The sequence below is a fragment of the Acinetobacter lwoffii genome (assembly GCF_029024105.1).
In the GTDB taxonomy this organism is placed as follows: domain Bacteria; phylum Pseudomonadota; class Gammaproteobacteria; order Pseudomonadales; family Moraxellaceae; genus Acinetobacter; species Acinetobacter lwoffii.
On the sequence record NZ_CP118963.1, the window covers coordinates 154,196 to 175,356 of the forward strand.

Here is a 21,161-nt window from a genome sequence, read left to right on the forward strand (position 1 = left end):
GTGTCCGCGCTAAAGTAAATTTTGCCATACAAGTATAAATAATTGATATGGCTAAACTTTCAAATTGAGGTGGCTTTGTTGCACAAAGATTTCATAACTATATGATTTTAAAAGTTTTGATTATTTTTTGATCCAAAATTAAATTTATTTAAATCAGATGCTTACATATTTATGCAACAAAGCCAATTGAGGTAAAATTATAAATGAATACAACAGTAAAAGTAATCTCGGTTGACGGTGATGTTTGGCACTTTTCCAATACAAATAAAAAATTAATTCTAAAAAAAGGGGCAAAACTTCAGGCAAAGGATGTATTGCATCTTTCTGAAGAAAGCAATGTCGTATTGCAGCTTTCAAATGGTCGTGTGGTTGAAATACACGGTAAAGATTTAACGAATAATGGCGGTAATTTTAGCCTGAGTTCTTTATTGGGCGAATCAAATTCAGATATCGATAAAATTGTAAATTTTGCAAAATCATTTCAGCAAATGAATGACACTGAACAACAAAATGATGTTGTTCGTTTGGATGATGGTCGCGTATTTAAAAAAGAAGGTAAGGACTACGTTGAAATTGCAGGGGAGTCTTTCGAGGGCGATCCTGATGTTACCCAAGGTGGGCATCGTTTTGTTCAACTGACACGGGCAGGTGAAACATCTGTCGCTGATGGCATTAACCCTTTGATGCTGAATAGGGTGGTCGATAATATTCCACCTTTAGGGATTGAATATCCAGCATCCTTATCAGTTATTAAGCCTTTTGAACATGGTTTGGGCGGTGGAAGTTGGATGCCATTGTCTGTATCTACACTAACAGGAAATACCCCCCCTGTTGCAGTGAATGATAGCTACACCACGCCGCACAACACTCCAGTGACACTGAGTCCACTACAAGGTGATACCGATCCAGAAAATGACGCCTTAAGCATTACCAGCATTAACGGCGTCACCCTGACACCAGGTACAGCACAGAGCATTCCTGTAACCAATGGCGTTGTGACTGTTGCTGCTGATGGCACCATCACCTTTACTCCAAATACAGGATTTGTGGGTCAAGTTAGCTTCTCGTACACCATCAGCGATGAACATGGTGGTAGTAGCACTGCCACTGAAACGATTACGATCACCAACACTGCACCTGCTGCGGTGAATGACAACTACACCACGCCGCACAACACTCCAGTGACACTGAGTCCACTGCAAGGTGATACCGATCCAGAAAATGACGCCTTAAGCATTACCAGCATTAACGGCGTCACCCTGACACCAGGTACAGCACAGAGCATTCCTGTAACCAATGGCGTTGTGACTGTTGCTGCTGATGGCACCATCACCTTTACTCCAAATACAGGATTTGTGGGTCAAGTTAGCTTCCCGTACACCATCAGCGATGGTCATGGCGGTACTAGTCAAGCAATTGAAACCATTACGATAACAAATACTGCACCAGAGCTGACCTCAGGTAGTGCGCGGGTCTCGGAAGAAGGCTTAGTTGGCGGACTTGCCGATAGCAATGGTGATGACCTCACCAACAGTCGAATCTTTAATGGCAGTCTAGTGGGTGCGGATGTTGACAGCGACGCGGTGTTAACCTATGCGTTTACAGGTGTTCCAAGCGAAGCGTTGACCTCCAATGGCGTGGCCGTGGTGTGGACATTGGTCAGCGCGACCGAAGTTGTGGGAACAGCCAGCGGTATTCCAGTGGTCAGTGTGATCTTAGACAGCGCAACAGGCGACTACACCGTCACCTTAAACAAAGCCGTCGATCATGCGGACATGACCCAAGAAGACATCCTTGACTTCAGCATTCCGACCAGCGTTACCGACAACCATGGTGCAAGCGCCACTTCGACCTTGAATGTCATTGTTGAAGACGACAGCCCAGTTGCGGTTGATGACACAGCAGCGATTGCTGAGGACGACGTCAGCACTACAGGCAACGTGCTGACCAATGACACCACAGGTGGGGATGGCTATGCAGATATCGCCACAGCAGTCACCGAAGTTGCGGGAAATCCAGCGGACGTTGGACAACCCGTCAGCCTGAACCATGGCGACATCACTTTAGATAGCAATGGTGCATACAGCTACAGCTTGAACAACCTTGATCCAGCCGTGCAAGCATTGGCACTAGGTGAAACCTTAACTGAAACCATCAGCTACACCATGATTGATGCGGATGGCGACGAAAGCCAAGCCACCTTAACCATTACCATCACGGGTACCAACGACGCCCCAACGCTATTGGCAGGTAGTGCTCGGGTCTCTGAAGAAGGCTTAGTTGACGGACTTGCTGATAGCAATGGTAATGACCTCACCAACAGTCGAATCTTTAATGGCAGTCTAGTGGGTGCGGATGTTGACAGCGACGCGGTGTTAACCTATGCGTTTACAGGTGTTCCAAGCGAAGCGTTGACCTCCAATGGCGTGGCCGTGGTGTGGACATTGGTCAGCGCGACCGAAGTTGTGGGAAGAGCCAACGGTATTCCAGTGGTCAGTGTGATCTTAGACAGCGCAACAGGCGACTACACCGTCACCTTAGACAAAGCCGTCGATCATGCGGACATTACCCAAGAAGACATCCTTGAGTTCACCATTCCGACCAGCGTTACCGACAACCATGGTGCAAGCGCCACTTCGACCTTGAATGTCATTGTTGAAGACGACAGCCCAGTTGCGGTTGATGACAGCGCAGCGATCAACGAAGATGATATTGATGTCACAGGCAACGTGCTGACCAATGACACCACAGGTGGGGATGGCTATGCAGATATCGCCACAGCAGTCACCGAAGTAGCAGGCAATCCAGCGGATGTTGGACAACCCGTCAGCCTGAACCATGGCGAAATCACTTTAGATAGCAATGGTGATTACACCTATACCTTGGACAACGGCGATACCGCAGTACAGGCATTGGCACTAGGTGAAACCTTAACTGAAACCATCAGCTACACCATGATTGATGCGGATGGCGACGAAAGCCAAGCCACCTTAACCATTACCATCACGGGTACCAACGACGCCCCAACGCTATTGGCAGGTAGTGCTCGGGTCTCTGAAGAAGGCTTAGTTGACGGACTTGCTGATAGCAATGGTAATGACCTCACCAACAGTCGAATCTTTAATGGCAGTCTAGTGGGTGCGGATGTTGACAGCGACGCGGTGTTAACCTATGCGTTTACAGGTGTTCCAAGCGACGTATTGACCTCCAATGGTGTTGCTGTGATTTGGACATTGGTCAGCGCGACCGAAGTTGTGGGAAGAGCCAACGGTATTCCAGTGGTCAGTGTGGTCTTAGACAGCGCAACAGGCGACTACATCGTCACCTTAGATGGTGCGGTGGATCATGCGGATAACAGCGTAGAAGACATCCTTGAGTTCACCATTCCGACCAGCGTTACCGACAACCATGGTGCGACAGCAGCGTCGACGCTGAATGTTATTGTTGAAGATGACGGCCCAAGCGTCAGCGTTGGCAGCACCGCTGCGACATTGACCGTGGATGAAACCGCTTACGGCGTTGATGCGACAGCCAGTTACAGCGATGCGTTCACGCATGCGTTTGGTGCAGACACTGCCGCAGTGACCAATAGCTTGGTCTACAGCTTAAGCACCACCGTCGGCAGCGACAGTGGTCTGGTTGACACCGTAACTGGTGAAAACATCTACCTGTTCCAAGACGTGAATGGCGACATCATTGGACTGGTTGGCGCAGCAGGTGTTGCTGACCCAGCGGGTGCAGAAGCGTTCCGCGTCAGTGTGGATGCGACCAATGCCGACGTGACCTTGAACCAAAGCCGCGCCATCGTGCATGCGGACACTGCGGATCACAACGATGCCTCGGCATTGATCAGCAGCGCGATCACGTTGACAGCGACTGCGACGGATAAAGATGGCGACACGGCCAGTGCGGATCTTGATATTGAAGGCACCTTAAGCTTCTTGGATGACGGCCCAAGCGTCAGCGTTGGCAGCACCGCTGCGACATTGACCGTGGATGAAACCGCTTACGGCGTTGATGCGACAGCCAGTTACAGCGATGCGTTCACGCATGCGTTTGGTGCAGACACTGCCGCAGTGATCAATAGCTTGGTCTACAGCTTAAGCACCACCGTCGGCAGCGACAGTGGTCTGGTTGACACCGTAACTGGTGAAAACATCTACCTGTTCCAAGACGTGAATGGCGACATCATTGGACTGGTTGGCGCAGCAGGTGTTGCTGACCCAGCGGGTGCAGAAGCGTTCCGCGTCAGTGTGGATGCGACCAATGCCGACGTGACCTTGAACCAAAGCCGCGCCATCGTGCATGCGGACACTGCGGATCACAACGATGCCTCGGCATTGATCAGCAGCGCGATCACGTTGACAGCGACTGCGACGGATAAAGATGGCGACACGGCCAGTGCGGATCTTGATATTGAAGGCACCTTAAGCTTCTTGGATGACGGCCCAAGCGTCAGCGTTGGCAGCACCGCTGCGACATTGACCGTGGATGAAACCGCTTACGGCGTTGATGCGACAGCCAGTTACAGCGATGCGTTCACGCATGCGTTTGGTGCAGACACTGCCGCAGTGACCAATAGCTTGGTCTACAGCTTAAGCACCACCGTCGGCAGCGACAGTGGTCTGGTTGACACCGTAACTGGTGAAAACATCTACCTGTTCCAAGACGTGAATGGCGACATCATTGGACTGGTTGGCGCAGCAGGTGTTGCTGACCCAGCGGGTGCAGAAGCGTTCCGCGTCAGTGTGGATGCGACCAATGCCGACGTGACCTTGAACCAAAGCCGCGCCATCGTGCATGCGGACACTGCGGATCACAACGATGCCTCGGCATTGATCAGCAGCGCGATCACGTTGACAGCGACTGCGACGGATAAAGATGGCGACACGGCCAGTGCGGATCTTGATATTGAAGGCACCTTAAGCTTCTTGGATGACGGCCCAAGCGTCAGCGTTGGCAGCACCGCTGCGACATTGACCGTGGATGAAACCGCTTACGGCGTTGATGCGACAGCCAGTTACAGCGATGCGTTCACGCATGCGTTTGGTGCAGACACTGCCGCAGTGACCAATAGCTTGGTCTACAGCTTAAGCACCACCGTCGGCAGCGACAGTGGTCTGGTTGACACCGTAACTGGTGAAAACATCTACCTGTTCCAAGACGTGAATGGCGACATCATTGGACTGGTTGGCGCAGCAGGTGTTGCTGACCCAGCGGGTGCAGAAGCGTTCCGCGTCAGTGTGGATGCGACCAATGCCGACGTGACCTTGAACCAAAGCCGCGCCATCGTGCATGCGGACACTGCGGATCACAACGATGCCTCGGCATTGATCAGCAGCGCGATCACGTTGACAGCGACTGCGACGGATAAAGATGGCGACACGGCCAGTGCGGATCTTGATATTGAAGACACCTTAAGCTTCTTGGATGACGGCCCAAGCGTCAGCGTTGGCAGCACCGCTGCGACATTGACCGTGGATGAAACCGCTTACGGCGTTGATGCGACAGCCAGTTACAGCGATGCGTTCACGCATGCGTTTGGTGCAGACACTGCCGCAGTGACCAATAGCTTGGTCTACAGCTTAAGCACCACCGTCGGCAGCGACAGTGGTCTGGTTGACACCGTAACTGGTGAAAACATCTACCTGTTCCAAGACGTGAATGGCGACATCATTGGACTGGTTGGCGCAGCAGGTGTTGCTGACCCAGCGGGTGCAGAAGCGTTCCGCGTCAGTGTGGATGCGACCAATGCCGACGTGACCTTGAACCAAAGCCGCGCCATCGTGCATGCGGACACTGCGGATCACAACGATGCCTCGGCATTGATCAGCAGCGCGATCACGTTGACAGCGACTGCGACGGATAAAGATGGCGACACGGCCAGTGCGGATCTTGATATTGAAGGCACCTTAAGCTTCTTGGATGACGGCCCAAGCGTCAGCGTTGGCAGCACCGCTGCGACATTGACCGTGGATGAAACCGCTTACGGCGTTGATGCGACAGCCAGTTACAGCGATGCGTTCACGCATGCGTTTGGTGCAGACACTGCCGCAGTGACCAATAGCTTGGTCTACAGCTTAAGCACCACCGTCGGCAGCGACAGTGGTCTGGTTGACACCGTAACTGGTGAAAACATCTACCTGTTCCAAGACGTGAATGGCGACATCATTGGACTGGTTGGCGCAGCAGGTGTTGCTGACCCAGCGGGTGCAGAAGCGTTCCGCGTCAGTGTGGATGCGACCAATGCCGACGTGACCTTGAACCAAAGCCGCGCCATCGTGCATGCGGACACTGCGGATCACAACGATGCCTCGGCATTGATCAGCAGCGCGATCACGTTGACAGCGACTGCGACGGATAAAGATGGCGACACGGCCAGTGCGGATCTTGATATTGAAGGCACCTTAAGCTTCTTGGATGACGGCCCAAGCGTCAGCGTTGGCAGCACCGCTGCGACATTGACCGTGGATGAAACCGCTTACGGCGTTGATGCGACAGCCAGTTACAGCGATGCGTTCACGCATGCGTTTGGTGCAGACACTGCCGCAGTGACCAATAGCTTGGTCTACAGCTTAAGCACCACCGTCGGCAGCGACAGTGGTCTGGTTGACACCGTAACTGGTGAAAACATCTACCTGTTCCAAGACGTGAATGGCGACATCATTGGACTGGTTGGCGCAGCAGGTGTTGCTGACCCAGCGGGTGCAGAAGCGTTCCGCGTCAGTGTGGATGCGACCAATGCCGACGTGACCTTGAACCAAAGCCGCGCCATCGTGCATGCGGACACTGCGGATCACAACGATGCCTCGGCATTGATCAGCAGCGCGATCACGTTGACAGCGACTGCGACGGATAAAGATGGCGACACGGCCAGTGCGGATCTTGATATTGAAGACACCTTAAGCTTCTTGGATGACGGCCCAAGCGTCAGCGTTGGCAGCACCGCTGCGACATTGACCGTGGATGAAACCGCTTACGGCGTTGATGCGACAGCCAGTTACAGCGATGCGTTCACGCATGCGTTTGGTGCAGACACTGCCGCAGTGACCAATAGCTTGGTCTACAGCTTAAGCACCACCGTCGGCAGCGACAGTGGTCTGGTTGACACCGTAACTGGTGAAAACATCTACCTGTTCCAAGACGTGAATGGCGACATCATTGGACTGGTTGGCGCAGCAGGTGTTGCTGACCCAGCGGGTGCAGAAGCGTTCCGCGTCAGTGTGGATGCGACCAATGCCGACGTGACCTTGAACCAAAGCCGCGCCATCGTGCATGCGGACACTGCGGATCACAACGATGCCTCGGCATTGATCAGCAGCGCGATCACGTTGACAGCGACTGCGACGGATAAAGATGGCGACACGGCCAGTGCGGATCTTGATATTGAAGGCACCTTAAGCTTCTTGGATGACGGCCCAAGCGTCAGCGTTGGCAGCACCGCTGCGACATTGACCGTGGATGAAACCGCTTACGGCGTTGATGCGACAGCCAGTTACAGCGATGCGTTCACGCATGCGTTTGGTGCAGACACTGCCGCAGTGACCAATAGCTTGGTCTACAGCTTAAGCACCACCGTCGGCAGCGACAGTGGTCTGGTTGACACCGTAACTGGTGAAAACATCTACCTGTTCCAAGACGTGAATGGCGACATCATTGGACTGGTTGGCGCAGCAGGTGTTGCTGACCCAGCGGGTGCAGAAGCGTTCCGCGTCAGTGTGGATGCGACCAATGCCGACGTGACCTTGAACCAAAGCCGCGCCATCGTGCATGCGGACACTGCGGATCACAACGATGCCTCGGCATTGATCAGCAGCGCGATCACGTTGACAGCGACTGCGACGGATAAAGATGGCGACACGGCCAGTGCGGATCTTGATATTGAAGGCACCTTAAGCTTCTTGGATGACGGCCCAAGCGTCAGCGTTGGCAGCACCGCTGCGACATTGACCGTGGATGAAACCGCTTACGGCGTTGATGCGACAGCCAGTTACAGCGATGCGTTCACGCATGCGTTTGGTGCAGACACTGCCGCAGTGACCAATAGCTTGGTCTACAGCTTAAGCACCACCGTCGGCAGCGACAGTGGTCTGGTTGACACCGTAACTGGTGAAAACATCTACCTGTTCCAAGACGTGAATGGCGACATCATTGGACTGGTTGGCGCAGCAGGTGTTGCTGACCCAGCGGGTGCAGAAGCGTTCCGCGTCAGTGTGGATGCGACCAATGCCGACGTGACCTTGAACCAAAGCCGCGCCATCGTGCATGCGGACACTGCGGATCACAACGATGCCTCGGCATTGATCAGCAGCGCGATCACGTTGACAGCGACTGCGACGGATAAAGATGGCGACACGGCCAGTGCGGATCTTGATATTGAAGGCACCTTAAGCTTCTTGGATGACGGCCCAAGCGTCAGCGTTGGCAGCACCGCTGCGACATTGACCGTGGATGAAACCGCTTACGGCGTTGATGCGACAGCCAGTTACAGCGATGCGTTCACGCATGCGTTTGGTGCAGACACTGCCGCAGTGACCAATAGCTTGGTCTACAGCTTAAGCACCACCGTCGGCAGCGACAGTGGTCTGGTTGACACCGTAACTGGTGAAAACATCTACCTGTTCCAAGACGTGAATGGCGACATCATTGGACTGGTTGGCGCAGCAGGTGTTGCTGACCCAGCGGGTGCAGAAGCGTTCCGCGTCAGTGTGGATGCGACCAATGCCGACGTGACCTTGAACCAAAGCCGCGCCATCGTGCATGCGGACACTGCGGATCACAACGATGCCTCGGCATTGATCAGCAGCGCGATCACGTTGACAGCGACTGCGACGGATAAAGATGGCGACACGGCCAGTGCGGATCTTGATATTGAAGACACCTTAAGCTTCTTGGATGACGGCCCAAGCGTCAGCGTTGGCAGCACCGCTGCGACATTGACCGTGGATGAAACCGCTTACGGCGTTGATGCGACAGCCAGTTACAGCGATGCGTTCACGCATGCGTTTGGTGCAGACACTGCCGCAGTGACCAATAGCTTGGTCTACAGCTTAAGCACCACCGTCGGCAGCGACAGTGGTCTGGTTGACACCGTAACTGGTGAAAACATCTACCTGTTCCAAGACGTGAATGGCGACATCATTGGACTGGTTGGCGCAGCAGGTGTTGCTGACCCAGCGGGTGCAGAAGCGTTCCGCGTCAGTGTGGATGCGACCAATGCCGACGTGACCTTGAACCAAAGCCGCGCCATCGTGCATGCGGACACTGCGGATCACAACGATGCCTCGGCATTGATCAGCAGCGCGATCACGTTGACAGCGACTGCGACGGATAAAGATGGCGACACGGCCAGTGCGGATCTTGATATTGAAGGCACCTTAAGCTTCTTGGATGACGGCCCAAGCGTCAGCGTTGGCAGCACCGCTGCGACATTGACCGTGGATGAAACCGCTTACGGCGTTGATGCGACAGCCAGTTACAGCGATGCGTTCACGCATGCGTTTGGTGCAGACACTGCCGCAGTGACCAATAGCTTGGTCTACAGCTTAAGCACCACCGTCGGCAGCGACAGTGGTCTGGTTGACACCGTAACTGGTGAAAACATCTACCTGTTCCAAGACGTGAATGGCGACATCATTGGACTGGTTGGCGCAGCAGGTGTTGCTGACCCAGCGGGTGCAGAAGCGTTCCGCGTCAGTGTGGATGCGACCAATGCCGACGTGACCTTGAACCAAAGCCGCGCCATCGTGCATGCGGACACTGCGGATCACAACGATGCCTCGGCATTGATCAGCAGCGCGATCACGTTGACAGCGACTGCGACGGATAAAGATGGCGACACGGCCAGTGCGGATCTTGATATTGAAGGCACCTTAAGCTTCTTGGATGACGGCCCAAGCGTCAGCGTTGGCAGCACCGCTGCGACATTGACCGTGGATGAAACCGCTTACGGCGTTGATGCGACAGCCAGTTACAGCGATGCGTTCACGCATGCGTTTGGTGCAGACACTGCCGCAGTGACCAATAGCTTGGTCTACAGCTTAAGCACCACCGTCGGCAGCGACAGTGGTCTGGTTGACACCGTAACTGGTGAAAACATCTACCTGTTCCAAGACGTGAATGGCGACATCATTGGACTGGTTGGCGCAGCAGGTGTTGCTGACCCAGCGGGTGCAGAAGCGTTCCGCGTCAGTGTGGATGCGACCAATGCCGACGTGACCTTGAACCAAAGCCGCGCCATCGTGCATGCGGACACTGCGGATCACAACGATGCCTCGGCATTGATCAGCAGCGCGATCACGTTGACAGCGACTGCGACGGATAAAGATGGCGACACGGCCAGTGCGGATCTTGATATTGAAGGCACCTTAAGCTTCTTGGATGACGGCCCAAGCGTCACCACCAACGCGGTACTCACAGTATTAGAAGTTGACGAAACAGTGTTGACCACGAATGACAGCGAAAACTTTGCTAGTGCCTTCACCGTCAACACCTACGGTGCAGATGGACAAGCATTAAGCAACGCGCTAGTTTATAGCCTCGGCATATCAAGTGTTGGTGCAGTGAGTGGTGTGATTGACGTTGCTACAGGTCAGGCAGTTTATCTGTACGCCTTGGTAACAGGTGAAGTGGTCGGCTTAGTGGGCGCAGGAGGCTTTGCGGATCCATTGGGTGCAGAAGCCTTCCGTATCAGCGTTAATGCAGCAACAGGTCAGGTTGACCTCGATCAAGTCCGTGCATTACAACATCCAAATCCAGCACAACCGAATGAGTTAATTAATTTAACGACCAATGCCGTGACATTGATTGCCACAGCAACGGATAAAGACGGTGATAGTGCTTTCGCAAGCATTAGCTTGGGTGATAAAGTGGGTTTCCGTGATGATGTACCAACGATTGTGACCACAGGTGCTGTCATTAATGTGGAGGTTGATGAAACAACCTTATTAACGAACCAAACTGAAAACTTCTCCACTGCATTTAATATCAATTATCGTGCAGATGGTGCAGGCACTACGGTTTATAGTCTGACTGCATCCAGTGTTGGTGCAGTGAGTGGTGTGATTGATGTTGCCACAGGTCAAGCGGTTTATCTGTATCAAGAGGGTGCGGACATCGTTGGACGGGTAGGATCAGCAGGTGCGCCAGACGCAGGTGGTGCGGAAGCATTCCGTATCAGCGTAAATGCAGGCACAGGAGAAGTGACACTAGACCAAGTCCGCGCATTAGAGCATCCAAATTCAGCACAACCGAATGAACTCATTAACTTAACGACGAATGCAGTGACATTGACGGCTACTGTGACCGACAAAGACGGTGATAGTGCCACTGCAAGCATTAGTTTGGGTGATAAAGTTGGCTTCCGTGATGATGCGCCAACCGTTGCAGTTGTAGCAACGACCACGAATCTGCTGGTTGATGAAACCAGCTTGGCATCCAACGCTACACAAGACTTCTCCACTTCATTTAATGTGAATTATCGTGCAGATGGTGCGGGAACTACTGTTTATAGCTTGGGCATATCAGGTGCTGGTGTACCGAGTGGTGTAGTTGATGTTGCCACTGGTCAAGGTGTCTATCTGTTCCTAGAATCAGGCAGTGTCGTAGGACGTGTTGGCAGTGGTGGTGTGGCAGACGTAAATGGTGCAATCGCATTCAATATCACTATCGTTTCAAGTACAGGCGCAGTGACTTTAGATCAATTGCGTGCATTAAGTCATCCTGATGGTAGTGATGATAATGACATCGTTAGCTTAACCGCTGCTGCAGTGACCTTAACCGCCACAGTCACTGATAAAGACGGTGACAGTGCCACTGCAAGCATTAGTTTGGGTGATAAAGTTGGCTTCCGTGACGATGCGCCGACCGTTGCAGTTGTAGCAACGACCACGAATCTGCTGGTTGATGAAACCAGCTTGGCATCCAACGCTACACAAGACTTCTCCACTTCATTTAATGTGAATTATCGTGCAGATGGTGCGGGAACTACTGTTTATAGCTTGGGCATATCAGGTGCTGGTGTACCGAGTGGTGTAGTTGATGTTGCCACAGGTGAAAGTGTCTATCTGTTCCTAGAATCAGGCAGTGTCGTAGGACGTGTTGGTAGTGGTGGTGTGGCAGACGCAGGTGGTGCAACTGCATTTAATATCAGTGTGAATGCAGCAACAGGTGCAGTGACACTAGACCAAGTCCGCGCATTAGAGCATCCAAATTCAGCACAACCGAATGAACTCATTAACTTAACTACTAGTGCAGTGAGTTTGACTGCAACTGTTACCGACAGAGATGGTGATACTGCTTCTGCAAGTATTAGCTTGGGTGATAAAGTGGGTTTCCGAGATGATGCGCCAACGATTACACCGACAGGTGTTGTGGTTACTCTGGAGGTTGATGAAACAACCTTGGCAACTGACCACACCCAAAACTTCTCCACAGCATTTAATACGAATTATCGTGCAGATGGTTCAGGCACTACCGTTTATAGCTTAGGCGTATTAGGTGATGGTGTGCCGAGTGGCGTAGTTGATATTGCCACAGGTGAAAGTGTTTATCTGTTCCTAGAATCAGGCAGTGTCGTAGGACGTGTTGGTAGTGGTGGTGTGGCAGATACAGGTGGTGCAGTTGCGTTTAATATCCATGTTAATGCCACATCAGGTGCAGTGACACTAGACCAAGTCCGCGCATTAGAGCATCCAAATTCAGCACAACCGAATGAACTCATTAACTTAACGACGAATGCAGTGACATTGACGGCTACTGTGACCGACAAAGACGGTGATAGTGCCACTGCAAGCATTAGTTTGGGTGATAAAGTTGGCTTCCGTGATGATGCGCCAACCGTTGCAGTTGTAGGAACGACCACGAATCTGCTGGTTGATGAAACCACCTTATCTGGCAATGATACCGAAAACTTCTCGACGGCGTTTACTGTGAACTACGGTGCAGATAATGCAGGCACTACCGCTTATAGCCTAAGCGTATTAAGTGAGGGTGCGAATAGCGGTGTGGTTGATATTGCGACAGGTCAAGCGATTTGGCTGTATTCGGAATTTGGTGGTGTGGTAGGGCGCGTAGGCAGTGGTGGTGTGGCTAATTCATCAGGTGCAATTGCATTTAATATCACTGTCGACTCGAGTACAGGTGCAGTGACCCTAGATCAGGTTCGTGCATTACAGCATCCAGATGCGAGTAATCCGAATGAATTGATTAATTTAACCAACGATACAGTGATATTAACGGCTACCGCTACTGATAAAGACGGCGACCAAAATTCCGCCAGTCTTAATATAGGTAATAGAATTGGCTTCCTAGACGACGCCCCAACAATCAGCTCGAATCCTGGTGTATTGGGCACTGTGCAAGTGGATGAAACTGTACTGCAAAGTAACGCTACGGTTTCAGCCACAGACGTTGACTTTGTAACAAACGTGTTTACTCCAAATTATCGTGCAGATGGTGCGGCAACCACCAATCCTCTGGTGTACAGCTTGCAGATTGCGAGTGATGGTGTAAACAGTGGTTTGGTGGATACTGCAACTGGTCAGGCGATTCTACTTTACAAAGTAGGCAATGATGTTGTTGGACATGTGGGCAATTCAAGTGGTGCAGAAGCCTTCCGTATGAGCTTGACTGGTGATGCCATGACCTTAACTCAATCTCGTGCGGTGGTGCATCCAACGACTGGTGCCTCGCATAACGAACCTGTGGGGTTAGTAAATGGTGCATTGTTTGTCAGAGCGGTTGCAACTGATAAAGATGGCGATAACGTTCAAACGCAAGTAGACGTCGGTAGTCGTTTTACCTTCCTAGATGATGGTCCTGCATTTATCAGTGCAAGTCCTGCACCTACAGTGGATGAAGCAGATTTACCTCTAGGTAGCAGCCCTAACGCGCCTGCATTGACAGTTAATGGCTCACTTAACGTTAATTTTGGGATGGATACAGGTGCAGCAACATCGCGCGATGTTCGGTTTACTATCGCCACTCAAACTGCGCTGGAAGCATGGGCGGATAGTAATTCCAATCCGAATTTGACTGCAAGTATTTCACCTGATGGACATACCCTAACGGCATTGAATAATGGTAATCCTGCATTCACGGTGACATTGGCTGTTGCGGCAAATGGGGCTGTCACTTATGTATTCACGTTGCAAGGGCCATTAACCCACTTGAATGTGAGCGATTTGACATTACCATTTAATGATCTTCAGATTATTGATGGTGATGGCGATACCACGATCGGTAACTTTAGTGTCATCGTGCTGGATGATGAACCACCTGTGCCAGATCCTAAGGTATTAATTGTTAATGAAGATTTAACGAATGATGGTGGTTTTGGTCATGGTGCGCCTGATAGCAACACCTTTAATACCAACGCGGATGCCACAAGTAGCAATACGTTTGTTGATATGCAAGGTGCGTCAGCAGGTACAGCAGCGACACTTGAAACTGGTGTAACAGTATATGTGAATGGTGTAGCACAGACTGTGGATGCCTATAGAACTGAAAATGGTTATGCAGTAGTCGAAACGAATGGTCAGATTACCTACTATCCAGATCCAGATTTTAGCGGTGTAGATAATTTTGCTTACACCACCACCACCGATCAAGGGCCTAAAACTTATACGGTTGATGTGACAGTACGCCCAATTACCAATGATGTGCCTACAATTGCACATGACGGTGAAACAAACGCCACGCATCCGCACTTTGTGTATACGCTCGAAGATACCGATGTGCTGTTGGGCTTGAAAGCCCCTGTGATTACCGATCCAACCGATCAAAATGGTGCTACAACAGGCGATCATCCAGAGCGGTTAGGCGCAATCACACTGACACTGTCGGGTGCTGGTGCAGTAACTGGAACGGAGTTGTTGAATGGTGCAACAGCACTGATACCAACAGTTGCAAATGGTAGTGTCTTTACTGTGGTGATCGTGGATAGCAGTGGTAGCACAACGCCTTCTACCAGCTACCATCATGCTGGTGTGCCAAGTGGTGCAGCGAATATTAACTACCTCACGATTGCTGAATATGAAGCCATTACGGTGAGTCCAGCATTACATCGTCATGAGAACTTTAATGTCAATGTGAGTGTGACCGAGTACGAAGTGAATGATAGTGGTCTGATTGTGTCTACACCAGATAACGGCACAAATGGTAATACAGCTACCCAAAATATCTTTGTCTCTGTAGAAGCAGTAACAGACGATGCGCAGTTGATATTTAATACTGCTGCAGCTCTGCCTATCAACGTGGATGCCGTCACATACGGTGGTGCAGGGGGTAATACCGCTGCCACTGTGACCATTAAAGAAGAAACAAGGTTTAATGTAAAAGATATTCTTAGCGCGCAATTTGCCGATTTAGATGATACCGAAATCCGCTCGATCACTATCACCAATACCACTGGACAAAATATTGTTGTCAATGGTTCAACATTGGTAAACGGTGCTAGCGTCACGGTCAATGACAACGCAGGTGGTGCTGGACAAACAGGCGGAATAGGTAGCTTCCCGAATATCAGGATTGGTGCGGCAGGCAACTTTAGTGGTGATTTGAATAATATTATTCTTACCATTAACGCTCAAGATTATGATGCCGATGGTTATTATCACGATCATGATAATAATTCAGGCACACCACTCGTATTCGCACCTGCAAATCCAGCGACATTGGGTGTACCCGAAGCAGATACGCATGATGCTGACCCACTGGTTAATAACAACACGGTGGTGCTGAATCTGCGTGTTACTCCAGTTGCAGGCGACGTTGCCGCTGGGAATGTATCAACAGCAGAAGATACCGCAGTCGCTTTCTTGCAGCATGTGAGAGTGACCGATACAGGCACAGGTGATGAACGTATCAATAGCGTGTCATTTACCGTACCTACAGACTGGAAAGTCATTGCACCAGCACCTAGTAGTGGCTGGTCAACGACAGGTGATGGTCTAACGGGTATCTATACTATTACGTTTGACAACTCTTTAACTAGGGCGCAACGTGAAGTAGTATTAGATAGCTTCATGATTCAACCGCCAGCACATAGCAGTAAAGACTTGCCAGCTGCTGACTTTCAGGTTTCTATTAATTCGACCGATACCAATACAGTTAACGCTAGCCTTGTTTCAGATACTGCAACCAGAAACATTGGTATCCGCATCACAGTGACCCCAACCGCTGAAGCTTTAGCGCTGACAGGCAATGCCACGATTACAGGTTCAACGACTGATTACTATGCCACAGCAGCAGACAACCCAGCCAATTGGACTGCGATGAATACCGATATCAATGCTGCCAATGGTGGTCTTACACCTGACTTAAGCATGAATGGCAACTTTAGCTATGTAACAAATGGTTTTGAAGATACATGGTTTGCACTAAATACCGTTGGTTTCGACTTTAAAGCACCTTGGCGTAATGAAGATGGTGTGGGTTCAGGCGGTGCAAATGGCAATAAAGAAAATACTTTTGCAGTGCTCACTGCCTATGAAGTGGTGCGTGATGCAGGTGGGATCATTACAGGACTTAATCCAATTGCTGGAGAGTTTAGACATAGCGGCAGCACAGCATTTGCTAGTGAAGTTGCCATACAGTTCTTAGATTCAGTTGAATTCAAAGGGCCAGAGGGTTTTTCAGGTGAAGTGTTTATCAAAGTACAAGCACGTACCAAAGACTACGATGAAGAAACCAATGCGGAAGTGATACAAGACTCTGGCGTAGCTTGGCTGAAAGATATATTGCTTGAGCCTGTTGCAGATGCTGTGACCTTGCGGGTCAGAATTCGTGAGGTGATGGACGAAGATACCTCAAGAGCATTGACCATTCGTACACAAACCACTGATCTCGATGGTAGCGAAACCTTTAATATCCGAATTCAAGGCATTCCAGAAGGCAGTAAAATCGAATTTAATGGTCATGTCTATTATACATTAAATAATAGCACTTGGATCAATGGTGGCGATAAATTGGTTGATCAAGGTGGTGGTCTATACACCTTAGAATTGCATGGCTTGCCACAAGGCACCATTAACCCGATCTTCACCCCACCTAAAGACAGTAATACCAATGGTTTGGATATCAATTTAACCGTTGAAGCCGTATCCGTAGATACGATCACGATTTCAGGTGGGCCGAATGCGGGAACATATACCCAGACCAATCCAGTGACATCGACACAAACCATCGCTATCTCCGTTATTGGTGTGCCTGATGCACCGTTGGTAACCATTGTGGGTGGTCAAACGTGGGTGGAAAATAATTTGGATGAGCATAATGGGGGCATTAATAGTGCTGCTGCCAATGGTGATCCAAATGTGATTGATCTGAGCAACTTTATTACAGCTGCGACGGTCGGCGAAACAAACCCATTGAATCCGTCAGTCAATTCAGAAACATTGACGCTGCGTATTACCAATTTACCTGAAGGCTTTAGTTTAGTAGATGCAGCAACAGGCAATCCAATCACCACCTTGGGTGGTTCAGGCGATGCGCGTGTTTGGGTGCTGACTCCAGCACAGATTGTGACCACACAAATCAAAACACCTGTGAACTTTAGTGGTACGGAAAACTTTACCGTAGAACCTGTGGTCACAGAAAACGATGGTAGAGCCACCAAGTTTGGCCCACCGCAATTCGCTGAATTCCATGTCACGCCATCACCAGAAGCTACGTTGAATCTGCAATCTGATGTCTGGGAAGATGAAATCGGTGGAAATATAGGTCGGATTGACCTGTCGACAGTCATTCAAAATGGCGATAACGTCAATGAACAAATCTATGCGGTACGCATCTTAGAATCAGATGTTACGGCTCGAAATCTGATTTTGTATAGCGATGCGGGTGGAATGAACGCACTGATGGCAGTAGGTGGTTACTACTATATCGCCTATGCGAACTTGGGTAGTTTATATGTGCGTAGTCCTGCTAACTATAGCGGAGACATTAATCTCAATATGGATTATATCGTCCGTGATACTTCCAGCGACGGTACAACAGGACCGACTTACACAGGCCCTACCACGGCAGGTGTCACCACTGTGCCTCCAATCCTAGGCTCAGACTGGGTCGCAGGTAATTTCAATAGCATTACCCACACGCTACATTTCCGTCCAGTCACTGATACCGTTGAGTTTGTCGATGATACACCTCCCATCACTGGCACTGGGGGAACGGCTTATTTTGACGCTCACGCTGGTCACTCTGGCTATGAATTAGACTTAGCCATCAGTAATACCGTCACTGTTCATTTGGATATTACCAAAGCCATTGATACCGATTCACATGATGCGTTAAACACCAGCGGTTCCAATGAACGTGACCATGACTATGCAGGTGGTGCAGGTGAGCATATTACGCGTATTGTGATTGCTGGTGTGCCTGATGGCGTAACGGTAAATGGCGCAACTTTCCTAGGCGGTGGTCAATGGCAGATCAGTGCGACAGATGGCTTTACAGGTGTGATAAGCAAAGACGTGACGTTTACTGTGAATAGACCGATTCTTGATGTGGATGGTCGGGACATTTACATGACTGTGTATACACAGGATAAGAATGCAGTGGAGTCCAATCCAGATGTCAGCACAGGTATCGCTACTGACACAGTGACTGTGAATATCCGCACGGTGACTGGTGGCGGTACCACAGTGATATTGCCAACCCTTGATTTAAGTCCGCTTAATCCAACAGTATTGGAAGATGATTACAATGACGCTGATGGTGATGGAGCTGGTTTCGCTCTGTCTAAAGCAGTGCAACTTGAGTCTGTCACCTTTGACCAAGGAGCGAGTAGCCCAGCCAGCTACGACCTGACCGTGACCATACGCACTTATCCAGGGGATGACACTACATTCACAGGTGCAGGCATTAGTGGTCCAATTACAGTGATTGAAAATGCAGGTACGCCACAAGAACAGGTCGTGACCTTGTGGATTGTGACGACAACTGTCACTGATGCCAATGCACAGTCGACATTGCAAGGTATCTTGGACGACATCAGAGTGCATACCGCAGAACATGCGAATGGTAACATCAATAATCTGAATAGCACTGTACCTATCGATGTTTCTGCGGTGTTCAATAGCAGTGGTGTCGGGCGTGGTGATCGTGTTGGTGGTGCTACGGATTATGATAATGATAATCCTGTTGATGTAGCGGGTGCTGATGATGATGCAGGCATTGTGATCATCACGCCTGTGACTGACCCAGCTACCTTGACCGTTACTCAAACAGCGACCACCAATGAGGGCGGTACTATCCCAATCAGTATCACTGTATCGAATGAAGCCGATGAAGCAGGTGACTGGGATATTGTAGATGGCACTGTCTACTTCCAATTGAGTGCTGGTACAAGTGCGGTGATTGCTGGTGAGTTGCAATATACCAATGGTACGCCTTTATCTACGGTTACTGACCCTGCTGGCCTACCATCTGGCACGTATTACTACATTACAGGTGCTACGCCAGATACATTGGTCAATCTGCAATATGTGATTGATGATGCTGCTGAATATGAAAGCGGTAGCTTTAACCTGAAGGCGTGGACGATTAACCAAGAGAATGGCAGTAATTTAGAGTTACTCTCTGATGGTACGACGACGCTGACGGTGAACAAGGTGAATACCCCACCAGACATTAGCATCGTGGCGACTAATAATGAACATGATGGTTCAGGTGCGATGGCAGTTGGTAGTATTCAGTTGGCAATCACCAAAACCTTAATGCCTGCGGATGTGAATGAAAATCTATATTCTGCATTGATTCAGAATTTGCCAAATGGTTTCTTGGTGTACTACGGGGCAAATCAGAATTCGGCAACCTTGGCAACTAATGCAGGTGATGGTACGTGGTTAATTCCTGTTTCTGGCAATGATTTACCGCCGTACATCAGCATTAAGCCACCTGCGTACTGGAGTGGAACATTGAGTAGTGTCAAGTTCTCGCTTGTGAGTGGTGAAGCGAGTTTACCAGCCAATGTCACAGATTTCCCATTTAACCTTATCGTGACACCAGTTGCGGATGGTATCTTCGCGCTTGCGCCAACTTATAGCTTCAGTAACGTTGGCAAACCAGTGTCCCTCAACTTGAATATAGGGATGGAAGACCCTGCATTGATTGTGGTTGGTGCGCCTGATGGCAATCGTGAGTTGACACGGTTGATATTTACTGGCATTCAAGATGGGGCTAATGCGGTATTCCTCGCCAACAATGCCATGATTAATCCATCACGGATTACTTACAATGCAGGTACGCATACCATTGAGGGCTTGACCCAATCAGAGCTGGATACACTGCAAATCTTGCACACGCCAACATCTGGACTTGATCCGATTACTGTTAATGCACAAACTTATGAAGTGGATGTAGATACAGGTGCGATTATTGATACCAGTGGTTTGTTTGGTGTGCAGAACTTTAATCTGAATGTGATAGGCACTACTGCAATAATTACAGATACCAGTTCTGGTTCGCCAGCCACTCCGACAGCAGGTAATGATGACCTCACAGGTTCAAGCAGCAATGACTATATCAATGCTGATGCAGGTAATGACATCATTTTTGGTGCTGACGGTGAGGATAGTCTAGTCGGTGGTTTAGGCAATGACGAGCTGCATGGTGGCAATGACAAAGACATTCTGTTGGGTGGTGCTGGTAATGACTATCTGTATGGTGATGCTGCTAATGACATTCTGCATGGTGGCATAGGCAATGACCTTCTGTTTGGTGGCACAGGCGCAGACTTGTTTGTCTGGGGTACAGGTGATAATGACAATAGTACAGATGTCATCAAAGACTTTGTTCAAGCTGATGATGTGGTTGATGTGAGTGGGTTGCTGGATCAACTGGGTTGGGATGGTGAGGCAGGTACTCTGTCCAATTATATTGATTTCACATCAGGTACAGACACAAACTTAGTAGTCGGCAATGGTGCGAATACTGTCACGATTGTGATTGAAAACAATACATGGGCTAGCCTCAATGACATGATTACTAATAATCAACTGATTGTTTAACGAACTGAAAAGGGTTTGATCTGATTAATGGCTGAACGTTCTTTGTGGTTTAGTTCAGTGATTAATCAGGCAGCCGATCAGCGAGTAAACAAAAAGAGGAAACGAATTTTGTCATCACTGGACGGTTGCCAAGATCAAAAAAATTGACAA

General features: G+C 50.0%; 1 protein-coding gene. It reads left to right on the top strand.

The features are described 5' to 3' along the window. Positions 1-203: 203 nt before the first annotated feature. Complete coding sequence (locus PYW33_RS00655) at positions 204-21,011, top strand: DUF5801 repeats-in-toxin domain-containing protein (protein WP_130908668.1); 20,808 nt, start codon at positions 204-206, stop codon at positions 21,009-21,011. The last annotated feature ends 150 nt before the right edge of the window (positions 21,012-21,161 follow it).

Excerpts from the sequence above, each read along its gene's own strand:
- PYW33_RS00655 (WP_130908668.1), top strand. The coding sequence starts at position 204 with ATGAATACAACAGTAAAAGTAATCTCGGTTGACGGTGATGTTTGGCAC.